Origin of the sequence: Enterobacter cloacae complex sp. P43RS (genome assembly GCF_014930585.1) — a bacterium.
Classification (GTDB): domain Bacteria; phylum Pseudomonadota; class Gammaproteobacteria; order Enterobacterales; family Enterobacteriaceae; genus Enterobacter; species Enterobacter bugandensis.
This window is the reverse complement of the sequence record NZ_JADBRJ010000003.1, coordinates 1-14,501: the sequence shown is the minus strand read 5'-3', so window position 1 is coordinate 14,501 and position 14,501 is coordinate 1. Positions and strand designations below refer to the sequence as shown.

The window sequence follows — 14,501 nt, the reverse complement described above, 5'->3', positions numbered from 1 at the left end:
ATTTTCGAAGGAGAAACCATGAAAGTCCGTATCGCTATTGCCGATGAGCACACCATTATCCGTCGTGGCGTCTTATCCATGATCACCAATATGCCCTCTCTTTTCAGCGACGGCTCACCCCGCCCGGAGTTTTGCATTCAGGGCGATACCGCAACGCCATCTGAGCTGCTTTCACTGCTATCCCAACAGCCTGTCGACATTCTGTTCCTTGGCTTTTCTCTTGCCACCAGCCAAACCGTTAACCCGCTCAACGGAATGGACGGCGTATTGCTGATTAAATGGCTCAGCCGTAAATATCCGCAGCTTAAAATCATTGTGCTTTCGCCCTACAAGAACACGCAGCTTATCCGCATGTCGCTGGAGGCAGGCGCCAAAGCCTATATTAGTCGGGACACCTGTGAGAAAACCCTGAGTAGAACGCTGACGTCAGTGATCAATGGGGAAGTTTATATTGAGCGCGAGCTGATGCATTCCCTGTTCCAGACCGGCGCACAAACGGAGCAAGAGCTCTCGCCCCGTGAAATTGATGTGTTGCGTATGCTCTGCAAAGGGATGAGTCTGACAGAGATCGCCAGACAGCTGCATTTGAGTAATAAAACCGTCAGCGCCCATAAACTGCGCGCGATGGAAAAACTGGGGGTAAACAGCGACTGTCAGCTCTATTGCCTGCTGGCGAAAACGCAAATGTTCGATATTGCTATCTGACATAAAAAAACCGCCTGTAAACAGGCGGTAGAGGCAAACGTACGCCTCAACGGTCGCTCTCAGCAATGACGCTCAGGATCAAAAATGGTATGTCATCGCCAGCCACCAGACGCGCCCCGGTTCAGGGATTTGCTGATTTGCGGCGTATCCGAACTGGCTGGCGCCCGCCAGGTTGAGGTGCTCGCTGTAGTATTTATTGAACAGATTCTCAATACCCACGCGGGACTCAAAATGGTCGTTAAATGTGTAGCCCGCGCTCCACGAAAGCACGCCAAACCCCGCGCTCGGGCCGAGATCCTGGCCGGTGACGTTACCTTTGTTTTGCGCCACGCGATGCTGCGGCGCAACCACACGCCAGAGTAATCCGGTGCGCCACTGTTGCCCGGTATAGTCCAGCGCCAGCCGCCCTTCGAGCGGCGGCATCTGCGGCAGCGGCTGTTTATCGCTACGATTCTCGCCCCAGGCGTAGCTCAGGCTTCCCGTCAGTGCCCAGTTGGGCGTCAGGCTCCAGCTTGCGCCCGTCTCCGCGCCCATTACGGCGGCATTGATGTTGCTGGCCTGCGACGGCGTGCGGCTATAATCAAACAAAATTTAATCGGTAGTTCGCCCGACATAGGCCGATGCCCAGGCGCTAACCTTGTCGCCGTGTAACTGCACGCCGCTATCCCATTGCAGGGTCTTTTCTGTTTTCAGCTGACGAAAGCTTTGTTCTCCAGCCTTGCCGGAAAATAGCTCCCAGTAATCAGGAAAACGTTCGGTATAACCGATGCCGCTATAAAGCATGACGGGTGCGTCAGGTACGCGATACTCATAGCGCGTGAATGCGCCGGGCAGGAGGTCGTGCCGGGAGCTATTTTGCGCGCTGCGCCGATCGTCCGCGCGAATGCTATCCAGTCTCGCACCCACGATGACCGTATCGTCCGCCGTGACGGACTGGCGCCATTCGCTAAACAGACCCGCCTGGGTAAAACGGGCATCGTCACGCCACGATCCTGCGCTTTTTTTACGGTGACTTTTACGCATTACGTCCGCGCCGGCGGTAAGCGTGGTGGTTTCATCTTCCCACACGCCGGCAAGGCGGCTGCCCATCACCACGCCGCCAACTTCAGACTTACGCTTCGGTCCAACGGGCTGACGCAGGCTGTAGTTATCCATGATGTGGTCAGTATCATTGGCATAGAGCTGCCAGCTAAGTTTGCTGACGTGCTCGCTCAGGTGGTATTTCTCCAGTTTTAGCGCCGCGCTTTTACGGGCAAAACGGCTACCATCCATCATCCGACCCGCATAGCGGGCTTTACCGTCGCTGGCTCCCACGCTTAGCTCCGCCAGCGAGTCCTCATCAGGCGTGAGCCCAACCGTGACGCCGCTGTTCCATCTGCGCCACAGGCCCGGCACGCGGTTGCCATGACCATCCCGGTAGTCATCCGCCTCCGAATGATTACCGTCCAGGCGGACGTAGCCGCGCGGGTCGCCAAACGCAAGATTAAGGTTTTGATCCGCGCGTCCGTTCGCGCCCCGCAGCAGCTCAGCGCTGCCTTTTAGCTCAGGTACGCTGAAATAGTCCGGCTGGCGTTCAAAAAGCAATGTTCCGGCGGACCCCATTGGCCCCCAGAGCACGCTTTGTGGGCCTTTGATGACGGTTATCGTGTCGTAACTTTGCGGAGTGATATAGGCCGTTGGGGTATCCATGCGCGAGCCGCAGCCCCCCTGTGTGCTGACGCCGTCTGCAAGCAACGTCAGCCGGGAACCGAACATCCCGCGCAACACCGGATCGCCGTTACTCCCGCCGCTGCGCAGTACGGAAAAACCCGGGATGTTTTTTAGCGCGCCCGCACCGTCGCTGGCAGGCAATTGTTGTGCTGGAGTATGAGCCGGAGCGATAAATGACGCGGGATCGCGATAATACCCCTCAACGGTCATCGACTCTTCAGCGTATGCCGGCAAAGCGGTGGCACAGCAGAGAACCAACAAGAGTGGACGGGAGGCGAGCAGGGAACGAATACCGCTCGCGGTGATACCAGACATAGCACAATTCCGTTTCGGTAAAGAAAATAAGCAAGGCGCTTATTGTCTTCATCCCCAGCAGCGGAATACACGACCTGCGGGCAAGAAGGCCCTCAGGGAAATCAGGAAATATCTGGCGGATAACGGAAATCTCAGGGACGCAGTTCAGCGCGCTTCGCCCAGGCGTGCCGTTTGCTGTCGTAAAAAATCCATCAACCGCAAACAGGCCGGCGAAAGCGGCTGCCCGACGTTTTTGACGATGCCCACATCCATATAGGTAATGCAGTCGTCAATGGTGCGCCGGATCACGCGCTGACCGCCGAGCGCCCACGGGCGATAGACCAGATCGGATAAAATCGTCACCCCCTTTCCCTGCGCGACCAGACTTCGAATCGCCTCAAAGGAGTTGGTGCGAAAATGAATGTCAGGATGGCAGCCCCTGCTTTGCCAGTAGTCGGATATCACATCGGGATAATCGTCCGTCACCAGCAACAGAAATGGCACCTTTTCCACATCCTTTAACCGAAGCTCCGGCACGCTGAGAAGAGGATGGCCGATGGCGGTCCATAACCGGCGCGGCGAACGGATCCACGTTTCGACCTCAAGCGTACTATCGTGGCTGATATTGGAGGTCAGCAAAAGACAAAAATCGAGATCTCCCTGACGCAAGGCCTGAAGCAGCTGCGATGCGGGCGCCTCATGAAATGCCGTCTCCAGCAGCGGAAAACGCTGCGCAATATCGCCCCAGAGATTGGGCAGCAGATAAGCGGAAAGGGTTTCGGCAATGCCGATGCGCACGACGCCGTTAATCGCCTCAGGCTGCTGATGGAGATCCTCCACCGCCGCGCGGCTATCGTGGAGGATCTTGCGGGCATGATTGAGAAATCGCTCGCCGACGGGAGTTAACTGGATCCCTTTTGCATGGCGGATAAAGAGAGGGGCATTCACCGCCTCCTCCAGGTTGCGCATAGAGACCGTCATGGAAGATTGCGATATATGACAACGGCTGGCCGCTTTGGAAATTTGTAATGTTTCCGCTAACGCAATGTAGAACTCAAGTTGCCTGAGAGTAAACTTCATAGTTTCAGCCAATACCGTGAGATGAAAATATTATATTAGCATTTAATTCTGCACCGGCAGTACTCTAAAGGCAGACAAAATGTTTATTATCAGGAGCCTCTATGCCCTATTTTTTACTCAGTCTCGCGGCCTGTTTTTGGGGGGGTAATTATGTCGTCGGTCATTTACTGGTGGCGCATGCAGACCCGATTATATTATCCGCCGCACGCTGGATAATTACGGCTCTTCTTTTATCGATGCTTTATATCAGACAGATTCGCGCCCAGTGGCCGATGATGAAAAAGGCGAAAGGTACGATCATATTTCTTGCGCTGTGCGGACAGGTTATGTTCCCACTCACGCTGTATATCGGTCTGCAATATACTTCATCTCTTAATGCAGCTATTTATTTATCTACAACGCCTGTCCTGGTTTTATTGATAAATAAGCTGGTCTTTAAAGAGAAAATATCAGTACAGAATATTGCTGGCGTTGTTCTCAGTTCATTGGGCGTCGTCTGGCTGGTCATGCAGGGCGATCTGCTGCATCTGGATACGCTTAAAAATCTGAATCGCGGCGATATCTGGACCATGGGCTCTGCCGCCAGCTGGGCCGTTTATTGTGCTTTCTTGCGGATGAAGCCGAAAAGCGTCGGTGGGAATGCCTTTGTGGCCGTGAGCGCGGTCCTCGGTGCCCTGGTGTTGTTACCGGTACTGGCGATATCGTTGATAAAGACCGGCTTACCTGAGTGGACGGCCTATACCGCACCGGGCTTTTTAAGCGGGCTGATGTACCTGGTGGTCTTTCCTTCCTGGCTCTCTTACCTGCTGTGGAATAAAGGCATTGCGGCTATCGGTGCAACCCGCGGGGAGATTTATTCCCACCTTATTCCGCTGAGCGGCGGTCTGTTCAGCGTGATGTTCCTGCACGTTACGTTGCACTCGTATCATCTGGTCAGCACGGTACTGATTCTGTTTGGCATTGCCCTCTGCTCTCGCGCCTCGCAAAGGAAAGTCGCGAAGATCGAACGCGCAGACGAAAAAGTACAGATATGAAAAAGGCCCACGTTATAAATAACGTGGGCCTGAATAGTGGCGGAACGGACGGGACTCGAACCCGCGACCCCCTGCGTGACAGGCAGGTATTCTAACCGACTGAACTACCGCTCCACTGTTCCCGCTTGGGGAACGAGGCGCATATTACGGTGTGCCTCCGATCTCGTCAACGCTTTTTCTCACGTTTTGAATCGTTTGCTGCAAAATTCACCCAACCGATGATTTTACAGGCATTGTGGCGTTTTTTCAGGCGCGCCACATACAGCTTCCGCCCTTCTTCTGCACCAGGTCGAGACGGGATTCATGGTTAAGTAGCTCTTCATCACTGGCTAAAACAACCCGCAAGCGGCTTGCCTGACGGACAACGCGCTGAATGCCCGCTTCGCCCTGCGTCTGCTGTGACTCATTTTCCATGCTGAACTTCATTGACGTCTGCCCACCGGTCATCGTCAGATAGACATCGGCGAGGATCTGGGCATCGAGCAACGCCCCGTGGAGCGTTCGCTTGGTATTGTCTATCTCGTAGCGCGAACAAAGCGCATCCAGGCTGTTACGCTTGCCCGGGAACATCTTCCTTGCCAGCGCCAGACTGTCTGTTACCTTACAGAAGGTGTTCGTCTTCGGGATATCACGATTAAGCTTGCTGAATTCATAATCCATAAAGCCGATATCGAACGAGGCGTTATGGATGACAAGCTCAGCGCCCTTGATGTATTCCAGAAACTCGTCAGCCACATCCGCAAACGTCGGCTTATCCAGCAAGAACTCATCGGCAATCCCGTGAACGCCGAACGCTTCGGGATCCACCAGCCGGTCAGGCTTGAGGTAGACGTGGAAGTTGTTCCCCGTAAGACGACGGTTCACCACTTCAACGGCGCCGATCTCGATGATCTTATGCCCTTCGTAGTGCGCGCCGATCTGGTTCATACCGGTGGTTTCGGTATCGAGGACGATCTGGCGAGTAATTGCAGTGCTCATAGCGGTCATTTATGTCAGACTTATCGTTTAACTGAACGTTTCAAATACAGGAAGTCTACCAGAGATGCGTAAACAGGTAGAAATTTTCACCGATGGATCTTGTCTCGGCAACCCAGGGCCCGGCGGCTACGGCGCGATTATGCGCTATCGCCAGCATGAAAAAACTTTTAGCGAAGGCTATTTCCTGACCACCAACAACCGTATGGAGTTGATGGCGGCCATTGTGGCGCTGGAAGCCTTAAAAGAACACTGCGACGTGGTGCTCAGTACCGACAGCCAGTACGTGCGCCAGGGTATCACCCAGTGGATCCACAACTGGAAAAAACGCGGCTGGAAAACTGCGGATAAAAAGCCGGTTAAAAATGTCGATCTCTGGAAGCGGCTGGATGCGGCATTAGGTCAGCACCAAATAAAATGGGAATGGGTAAAAGGACATGCTGGTCACCCTGAGAACGAACGCTGCGACGAACTGGCACGCGCGGCGGCTTTAAACCCGGCCCATGAGGATGCAGGCTACCAGCCTGAATCCTGATCAGGGCTTTCTGTACTGCCGCGTTGCGCCAACGGTCTGCCGGATAGGCGTTTTCGATTTGCTCTGCTTCATCGGGTTAAGCGTAAGGGGGATGGTTCGCTTACGCGCGACGATAAACTGCATGCAGCCTAAGGCGGGCAAATGCGTGCTTAACAACACTCCCCCCTTCCGCGCCCACGGCAGTACCTGAAAACCGCCGTAGCAGAGCACTTCAAAGTTCAGCAGTGAAAGCCAGTCGAGCTGGCGCATCATGGTGAACATTCGGCTGTTATAGGGTGGCGTTCGGCGCAGCACGGGCACCAGCTTGCGCAGCCCCATCAGGCTCAGCGGATTGAATCCGCTGAGGATCAGCCAGCCGTCATCAATCAGAACGCGATCGGCTTCACGCAGCATACGGTGAGGATCGCTGCACCAGGGCAACGCGTGTGCAAGAAGGCATGCATCAACGGATTTCTCTGCAAATGGCAGATGCAACGGGTCTGCCTTCACCTGAACCGGCGATCCGCCGAGAGAGACGTTAACCTGATGTGAGATAGCGCAGCTTTCGGTATTGATTTCCGCGCTGAGATTGCCAATCTTAAGCAGGTGAAAGCCATACATTTTCGCGAGCCAGGGCTTCAGCTGCTGCTCCAGTGCCTCGCGATAGTATTCACCCCAGGGCAATTCCGCCCAACGTTCCGGTGCTGCGACAGTCTGAGGTATCCTTGCCGGTTTCATCAAAACACCCGCCACGCTATAAGAGGTAATGTATGAATCTTATCAGTATTCCCGCTTTTGAGGACAATTACATCTGGGTTTTGGTCGATGACGATCGTCGATGCGTCATTGTCGATCCCGGCGAATCCGCCCCTGTACTGCGCGCCATAAATGATAACGGCTGGCAGCCTGACGCCATTCTGTTGACGCATCATCATAACGATCATACTGGCGGCGTGCAGGAACTGCGCGCCCAATTTCCGCATCTTGTGGTGTACGGACCGGCTGAGACACAAAATAAGGGAACGACGCAAGTAGTCGAAGAAGGCGAAAATATCCTCATCCACGAGTGGGAGTTTTCCGTATTTGCTACACCGGGTCACACTTTGGGACATCTGTGTTTCTACAGCAAACCTTATCTTTTTTGTGGCGACACCTTGTTCTCTGGCGGCTGCGGAAGACTGTTTGAAGGCACGCCGGAACAGATGTATCAGTCTTTACAAAAGATTAGTGCGTTACCGGATGACACCCTTATTTGTTGCGCCCATGAGTATACATTAGGAAATATGAAGTTTGCTGCAAGCCTCTTACCTGAGGATCGGGCGATTCAGGATTATTATCACAAAGTGAAGGAGTTACGTGCAAAAAACCAAAATACACTGCCCGTAATTCTGAAAAATGAGCGCCAGATTAATTTATTTTTACGAACAGATGATATTGATTTAATTAATAAAATTAACCAAGAAACAAATTTGCAACAACCAGAACAGCGATTTGCATGGTTAAGGTCAAAGAAAGATAACTTCAGATAAATGCGGGTTGCCTTTTCAAAATTTCGCCGTTATCATCGCTCGTCTTTTAAGCAACTATTGACACACACATGAAGGCAAAAGCGATATTACTCGCCTCTGTCCTGCTTGTAGGTTGCCAGTCGCAGAACGGCAGCAACGTACAACAGCACGCACAGAGCCTTTCTGCAGCTGGTCAAGGGGAAGCAGGGAAGTTTACAAGTTCGGCGCGCTGGATGGACGATGGGACATCTTTCGCGCAGGAGCAAGACTTGTGGACCTCTATTGGCGACGAGCTAAAGATGGGAATTCCGGAAAACAGCCGGATTCGCGAACAGAAACAGAAGTATTTAAGAAATAAGAGCTATCTCCACGATGTAACGTTACGGGCAGAGCCGTATATGTACTGGATAGCCGGGCAAGTTAAAAAACGTAACATGCCTATGGAGCTGGTACTCCTACCCATAGTGGAGAGCGCTTTTGACCCACACGCGACGTCTGGCGCCAATGCCGCAGGCATTTGGCAGATCATTCCGAGCACCGGGCGAAACTATGGTCTGAAACAGACCCGCAACTATGATGCGCGTCGCGATGTTGTCGCTTCAACGACAGCCGCTCTCGACATGATGCAACGTCTGAACAAGATGTTTGACGGCGACTGGCTGTTAACGGTCGCAGCGTATAATAGTGGCGAAGGTCGTGTACTGAAGGCAATGAAAGCGAATAAAGCACGGGGTAAATCCACCGATTTTTGGTCGCTCTCACTGCCACAGGAAACGAAGATTTACGTACCGAAGATGCTGGCCTTGAGCGATATTCTCAAGAACAGCAAGCGTTACGGTGTACAACTGCCAACACCAGACGAAAGTCGTGCACTGGCGCGCGTTCGCCTCAGCAATCCGGTTGATATTCAACAAGTTGCTGATATGACGGGTATGTCGGTAAGTAAATTGAAAACCTTTAATGCAGGCGTTAAAGGCTCGACGCTGGGGGCAAGCGGCCCGCAGTATGTGATGGTTCCGCAGAAACATGCGGCGCAGTTACGTGAGTCTTTAGCATCGGGTGAGATTGCCGCCGTTCAGTCAACGCTGATCGCCGATGCTTCATCCGTTAGCAGCCGCAGCTATAAGGTGCGTTCAGGGGATACCCTTTCAGGCATTGCCTCACGTCTTGGCGTGACGGCGAAAGATCTGCAGCAGTGGAATAATCTGCGCAGCTCTGGGCTGAAGGTGGGTCAGACACTGACGGTGGGTGCAGGTAACAGCGCACAGCGTCTCGCCAGCAACAGCGATAGCATCACCTATCGCGTGCGCAAAGGCGATTCACTGTCCAGTATCGCAAAACGACACGGTGTGAACATCAAAGATGTGATGCGCTGGAATAATGATACTGACAATCTGAAACCGGGCGACCAGCTGACGCTGTTTGTGAAGAACAGCGCCACGCCAGACTCCTGATAACACGATCGAAAGATAAAAAGGCACCGATTCCCCTCGGTGCCTTTTTTGTTTATCCCGCTTTTTGCGCTTCAGCCATGATGGTATCGCTCGTAAATGAGCCATCCGCCTGCAGTTCAAAGTACGCCTTCACCTCTGCGGACGCACTCTCCTGGTAAAGCCTAATTGCCTGGCTTAACGCCTCCGGGGTACGCATACGGGCTATCCAGGAGCTGAACTCCAGCGGTAAACGGTCTGTTATTAACGAGCGCGCAATCAGCCCGGCTTCAGTGATAAACGTTAACCACTCCCCGCTGGCGTAGTTTTGCACGTGCGAGGTGTCGCGCAGCGCTTCGACCGTCTGCAGCCAGATATTACGCACCGGATGTCCGGGAGACATCACGTCCATAATGATGAAGGTGCCCCCCGGCTTCAGAACACGTCTGACTTCGCGCAATGCCTGGCCGACGTCATGCCAGTGGTGTGCGGAATACCGGCTGATCGCGACATCAAACGACGCGTCATCAAACGGTAAAGACTCCGCATAGCCCTGCCGCGTATCTATATTTTTCAGCCCTTTCGCTTTCGCCGCCTCAGCAACGACGTCCAGCATCTGGCTCGATAAATCATATGCGGTAACGTGGGCTACCTGCTGCGCAGCCGTAAAGCTGGCGTGCCCTGCCCCACATCCCAGGTCCAGCACGTGCGCCTGCGGGAATGCCGCCAGACGTTCACCGAGACGCACCAGATCGCGACCTGAAGCATGCACGGCGCTGCTCAGATAAGCACTTGCCTGAGAACCAAACTGTTTTTCTACGTTGTCATGATGGGAGTGTGTTGTTGTCATCGTACTGTCCTTTGTTGGTTAAAAATAAAAGGGCAGCACCCGCGCGGCCTGCCCCACGGCAGACCTGACACACCATTATTTATCAGGTTTGCCGGGACTGAATTCAACGAGTAGAGGGTTGTGATCCGAAGCGCGCGTCACCAGTACAGAGGCGTCGTGCACGCTCAAACCGCGATAGAAGACAAAGTCGAGAGGACGACCAAAAGCTTTTTTACGTTGGTCATCACTGAAGCGAACTTCACGCAGCGACATTTCGCGCGCAAAGCGATACAGCGCATTCATGCGCGGACGGCTCCAGGCATTAAAATCGCCTGCCATGATGATGGGCCCGCTGTGATGCGCAATCTGATCGCCAATAGGAAGTAACTGCTTACTATACACATCCACGCCGAGGCTAAAGTTTACCGCGTGGATATTGACGACCATCAGCATACGGGTATCCGGCAGCGGATAGACCGTCACCAGCGCTGATTTCGCCAGACGCAGGATAGGTTCGCGCTCGCGGAGCGGGCAACAGTAGACCGGATGGGCAGCAGAAAGCGTCATTACGCCAGAGGGATGCTGCGGCAGAACAAATGCCGGCACCTGGTCGGCGGCAAGGTAATTCGTGGTGGCAAACCGTACCAGTTCAGGGGTAGTTTGCGCCTCCTGGAGCAGAACCAGGTGGGCATCTTTTCCAAAATTTTTGAGTACCGATAACCACTCCGCGCGCTGCTGCTTGAAGATATTCCAGACCAGAACCCGGATTTTATCATCGCTGCTTAACGGTGTGCCGGCGGGTAATGCCTGGCTTATGCTCGCAAACGACCCCGGAGGTAAGATCCTCTCCGCGGGCATTCCGGCAACATAACGCATGGCATAGGTATTTTTTCGCACTTTTGGAAACAAGCCCCTGTAACATGAACCAGCCCTGAAAACGGACTGGTTCTAATGTTATAGGGACTTTAGGTCACACTTTCAACGCAATTTCTGAGAAACCGCTTTCCAGTTTTGTAAGCAAGCACTTACTGATGTTATCCCAGCGCTACGCGGGCTGGCTTATCGAGGCGTCCACTCAGGCCAATCAGCAGGAAGGCGACCAGGACAATCACCGCGCCAATCCATGGGGTCTGGGTTAATCCGAAGTGTTCGACGGTTTGTCCGCCAATAATGGAGCCCAGCGCGATACCAATATTAAAAGCGGCAATATTCAGACCGGATGCCACATCCACCGCATTCGGCGTATAGAGCTCGGCTTTCTGGACAACGTAAACCTGAAGCCCTGGCACATTACCGAAGGCGAAGATCCCCATCACAAGTACCGTGACCAGCGCGGCGTATTGCATTGAAGCCGTGAACTGGAAAATCATCAGTAGAACCACCAGGGCGGCGAAGATAAATTTCAGCGCCGGTACCGCACCATGCTTATCCGCAAGCTTACCGCCCCAGATATTGCCAATGGCCACAGAAATACCGTATCCCAGCAAAATCCAGCTCACGGCATTCGGGGAGAAGCCAGCCAGGTCCTGCATCATCGGTGCCAGGAAGGTGAAGGCAGTGAATACGCCGCCATAGCCCAGAGCCGTAACCGCATAGATGATAAGCAAACGCGGATGGGTAAGCACTTTCAGCTGATCGCGCAGGCTGGCGCTCGCCCGGCCCGGGATATTCGACGGTACCAGCAGCAGGCTAGTCACCAGAGCGATAACGCCCAGTAAGGAGACGGCCAGAAACGTTTCACGCCAGCCGAAATGCTGTCCGATAAACGTTCCCAACGGTACGCCTGTGACCAGTGCGACGGTCAACCCACCGAACATGATCGCGATCGCTGAAGCCGCTTTCTCTTTGGGGACCAGGCTGGTTGCAATGGTGGAACCAATCGAGAAGAACACGCCGTGTGCCAGACCGGTCAACAGGCGGGCAATCACCAGCGTGGTGTAGTCCGGTGCCTGCCAAGCCAGAATGTTCCCGGCGGTAAACAGCACCATCAGCGCGACTAACAGCTGTTTACGCGGAAAGCGTCCGGTCAGGGCCGTCAGCACCGGCGCGCCGACGGCAACGCCCAGGGCGTAGATGGACACCAGCAACCCGGCTGAGGGCAGCGAGATGGCAAGCTGGTTAGCGATGGTGGGAACCAGTCCCACGATAACAAATTCGGTCGTGCCAATTGCAAAGGCACTGATCGTCAGGGCAAGTAGCGCCAGTGGCATAAAATACTCCGTATCATCAGGATTAAGATGACAGGCAGTATGCGCCAGTGCTTAAATAACAAAAATGGTCAAAATATCAATAGAATTTTGCAGGTGGTGCAACAATGAAAGCAACGTCTGAAGAGCTGACAATCTTTGTCGCCGTCGTCGAAAGCGGCAGCTTTAGCCGCGCAGCCGAGCAGCTGGGACAGGCTAACTCGGCCATTAGCCGTTCGGTGAAAAAGCTGGAGATGAAGCTTGGGGTGAGTCTGCTCAACCGAACGACGCGGCAGCTCAGTCTGACGGAAGAAGGGGAACGTTATTTCCGCCGCGTGCAGTCGGTGCTGCAGGAGATGGCCGCAGCGGAGACAGAGATTATGGAAACCCGCAGCACGCCGCGCGGGTTGCTGCGCATTGATGCTGCCACGCCGGTTGTGCTTCATTTTCTGATGCCGTTAATCAAACCTTTCCGTGAACGCTATCCGGAGATGACGCTCTCTCTGGTCTCGTCCGAGACGTTTATTAACCTCATCGAGCGGAAAGTGGATGTGGCTATTCGGGCGGGAACCCTGACGGATTCCAGCCTGCGGGCCCGCCCGCTGTTTGCCAGCTATCGTAAAATTATCGCGTCGCCACAGTATATTGCTGAACATGGTAAACCGGAGACGGTTGAAGAACTGAAGCAGCATCTGTGCCTGGGCTTTACGGAGCCGGTGTCGCTGAACACCTGGCCTGTTGCCTGTCATGATGGCCAGCTTCATGAAATTACCTGCGGGTTATCGTCTAACAGCGGAGAAACGCTGAAGCAGCTTTGCCTGGAAGGGAATGGGATCGCCTGCTTGTCAGACTATATGATTGATAAAGAGATAGCGCGGGGTGAACTGGTAGAGCTAATGGCCGATAAACGTTTGCCGGTAGAGATGCCTTTCAGCGCGGTTTATTACAGCGACAGAGCGGTAAGCACGCGCATACGCGCCTTTATCGACTTCCTGAGCGAGCATATAAAAACAGCTCCCGGAGGAGCTGTGTGAGGGTTCGGGTTACAGAGGGAGGGTCTTATTAATCCCAGTCAGGGGCTAAACCTTCCGGGCTCACCAGGCGGTCGTTGCACTCCAGTGCTGCGATCGCTTTTTTATCATCGTCATCCAGATGAAGATCCAGCGCTAGCAGGTTACTGGCCAGGTTTTCGCGCTTGGTTGATGATGGGATCACGGCATAGCCTTCACCCATTGCCCATGCCAGAATAACCTGCGCAGCAGTCGCGTTATGTTTCTCTGCGATACGGATAATTACCTCGTCTTTCAGAGCCTTACCGTAGGCCAGCGTCATGTAAGAGGTAATATGGATACCGTGCTGCTTTGCCCAATCTACGACTTTGCGGTTTTGCAGGTATGGAGACAGCTCAATCTGGTTGGTCGCAATATTCTCAGCGCCAACAGCGGCAATCGCCTTTTCCATCAGCGGGATGGTGAAGTTGGAAATACCAATTTCACGGGTCAGACCCTGCTTTTTCGCTTCCAACAGCGCCTGCATGAATTCTTCTACGGAGACGGCATCGTTCGGTGACGGCCAGTGGATCAGCGTCAGATCGACATAGTCGGTACGCAGTTTCTTCAGGCTCTCTTTCAGGCTTGGAATGAGCTTGTCTTTGCTGAGGTTTTCGATCCAGATTTTGGTGGTGATGAACAGTTCATTACGCGGTACACCGCTCTCTTCAAGAGCCTGTCCTACAGCTGCTTCGTTTTCATAGATCTGTGCTGTATCCACTGCGCGATAGCCAAGTTCAAGAGCGGTTTTAACTGATGCGATAACTACGTCGTCTTTCAGGCGGAAAGTGCCCAGACCAAATGCAGGGAGAGTCATAATATTCCTCAATCGTTATGTTCGTTAACTGAGGACGATTATCGCTGGCGGTGTTATAGAGAAAAAGATCGTAAAACGCAGAGGATTTTTGCTAATTTCGCAATAATTAATCGTCAGATATGAAAAAAGCCCTGAGCGTTAACTCAGGGCTTTTAATAAGTGGCGGAACGGACGGGACTCGAACCCGCGACCCCCTGCGTGACAGGCAGGTATTCTAACCGACTGAACTACCGCTCCACCGAAGACTGCTTGTAACCACCGGATTAATGCACCGGCTTACTACTTAATTTGATGCCTGGCAGTTCCCTACTCTCACATGGGGAGACCCCACACTACCATCGGCGCTACGGCGTTTCACTTCTGAGTTCGG

13 protein-coding genes, 2 tRNA genes and 1 pseudogene are annotated in these 14,501 nt (G+C 53.6%); 6 read left to right on the top strand and 10 right to left on the bottom strand.

All coding sequences use genetic code 11. The annotated features are described in order from the left end of the window. The first annotated feature begins 18 nt into the window (after nucleotides 1-18). Nucleotides 19-705 (top strand): response regulator transcription factor, encoded by a 687-nt coding sequence (locus IM294_RS07095; protein WP_041911170.1) that lies wholly within the window; start codon nucleotides 19-21, stop codon nucleotides 703-705. Nucleotides 706-783: 78 nt separating this feature from the next. Here IM294_RS07095 and IM294_RS07085 read toward each other — a convergent pair. Together IM294_RS07085 and IM294_RS07080 are read right to left on the bottom strand one after the other, a co-directional pair. Further along, a pseudogene (locus IM294_RS07085) lies at nucleotides 784-2,625 on the bottom strand (TonB-dependent copper receptor). Nucleotides 2,626-2,874: 249 nt separating this feature from the next. After that, nucleotides 2,875-3,789: a LysR family transcriptional regulator gene (locus IM294_RS07080; RefSeq protein ID WP_049137422.1), complete on the bottom strand. Its 915-nt coding sequence runs from the start codon at nucleotides 3,787-3,789 to the stop codon at nucleotides 2,875-2,877. 101 nt (nucleotides 3,790-3,890) lie between these two features. On the opposite strand from IM294_RS07080, the gene IM294_RS07075 reads away from it, so the two are divergent. Next, nucleotides 3,891-4,823, top strand: coding sequence for a DMT family transporter (locus IM294_RS07075; protein WP_126818263.1), 933 nt, complete (start codon nucleotides 3,891-3,893; stop codon nucleotides 4,821-4,823). Nucleotides 4,824-4,860: 37 nt separating this feature from the next. On the opposite strand, the gene IM294_RS07070 is transcribed toward IM294_RS07075, so the two are convergent. Further along, nucleotides 4,861-4,937: transfer RNA gene (locus IM294_RS07070), tRNA-Asp, on the bottom strand. A gap of 132 nt (nucleotides 4,938-5,069) precedes the next feature. After that, nucleotides 5,070-5,801 carry a DNA polymerase III subunit epsilon gene (gene dnaQ / locus IM294_RS07065; protein WP_029739690.1) on the bottom strand — a complete coding sequence of 244 codons (732 nt, stop codon included), beginning with the start codon at nucleotides 5,799-5,801 and terminating at the stop codon, nucleotides 5,070-5,072. Between the two features lie 64 nt (nucleotides 5,802-5,865). Here dnaQ and rnhA point away from each other — a divergent pair, with 64 nt between their 5' ends. After that, entirely contained in the window at nucleotides 5,866-6,333 is a 468-nt protein-coding gene (gene rnhA, locus IM294_RS07060; RefSeq protein WP_028015610.1) for a ribonuclease HI, read from the top strand. Here rnhA and IM294_RS07055 read toward each other — a convergent pair whose 3' ends face one another. Continuing rightward, complete coding sequence (locus IM294_RS07055; RefSeq protein ID WP_028015609.1) at nucleotides 6,334-7,050, bottom strand: class I SAM-dependent methyltransferase; 717 nt, start codon at nucleotides 7,048-7,050, stop codon at nucleotides 6,334-6,336. It lies immediately after the preceding gene. A gap of 32 nt (nucleotides 7,051-7,082) precedes the next feature. Here IM294_RS07055 and gloB point away from each other — a divergent pair, with 32 nt between their 5' ends. Continuing rightward, nucleotides 7,083-7,841, top strand: coding sequence for a hydroxyacylglutathione hydrolase (gloB, locus tag IM294_RS07050; RefSeq protein WP_059357725.1), 759 nt, complete (start codon nucleotides 7,083-7,085; stop codon nucleotides 7,839-7,841). 68 nt (nucleotides 7,842-7,909) lie between these two features. Further along, nucleotides 7,910-9,274 carry a murein transglycosylase D gene (mltD, locus tag IM294_RS07045; RefSeq protein WP_041911175.1) on the top strand — a complete coding sequence of 455 codons (1,365 nt, stop codon included), beginning with the start codon at nucleotides 7,910-7,912 and terminating at the stop codon, nucleotides 9,272-9,274. 52 nt (nucleotides 9,275-9,326) lie between these two features. On the opposite strand, the gene IM294_RS07040 is transcribed toward mltD, so the two are convergent. The 3 genes from IM294_RS07040 to IM294_RS07030 form a co-directional block, all read right to left on the bottom strand. Further along, complete coding sequence (locus tag IM294_RS07040; protein ID WP_126818262.1) at nucleotides 9,327-10,100, bottom strand: class I SAM-dependent methyltransferase; 774 nt, start codon at nucleotides 10,098-10,100, stop codon at nucleotides 9,327-9,329. A gap of 75 nt (nucleotides 10,101-10,175) precedes the next feature. Continuing rightward, entirely contained in the window at nucleotides 10,176-10,976 is an 801-nt protein-coding gene (locus IM294_RS07035) for an endonuclease/exonuclease/phosphatase family protein (protein WP_028015605.1), read from the bottom strand. Nucleotides 10,977-11,113: 137 nt separating this feature from the next. Continuing rightward, nucleotides 11,114-12,289 carry an MFS transporter gene (locus tag IM294_RS07030; RefSeq protein ID WP_048999099.1) on the bottom strand — a complete coding sequence of 392 codons (1,176 nt, stop codon included), beginning with the start codon at nucleotides 12,287-12,289 and terminating at the stop codon, nucleotides 11,114-11,116. A gap of 104 nt (nucleotides 12,290-12,393) precedes the next feature. On the opposite strand from IM294_RS07030, the gene yafC reads away from it, so the two are divergent. Next, nucleotides 12,394-13,299 (top strand): DNA-binding transcriptional regulator YafC, encoded by a 906-nt coding sequence (yafC, locus tag IM294_RS07025; RefSeq protein WP_028015603.1) that lies wholly within the window; start codon nucleotides 12,394-12,396, stop codon nucleotides 13,297-13,299. Nucleotides 13,300-13,327: 28 nt separating this feature from the next. Here yafC and dkgB read toward each other — a convergent pair whose 3' ends face one another. Both dkgB and IM294_RS07015 read right to left on the bottom strand, forming a co-directional pair. Beyond that, nucleotides 13,328-14,131, bottom strand: coding sequence for a 2,5-didehydrogluconate reductase DkgB (gene dkgB, locus IM294_RS07020; protein ID WP_126818261.1), 804 nt, complete (start codon nucleotides 14,129-14,131; stop codon nucleotides 13,328-13,330). 160 nt (nucleotides 14,132-14,291) lie between these two features. Beyond that, nucleotides 14,292-14,368: transfer RNA gene (locus tag IM294_RS07015), tRNA-Asp, on the bottom strand. Nucleotides 14,369-14,501: the final 133 nt, after the last annotated feature.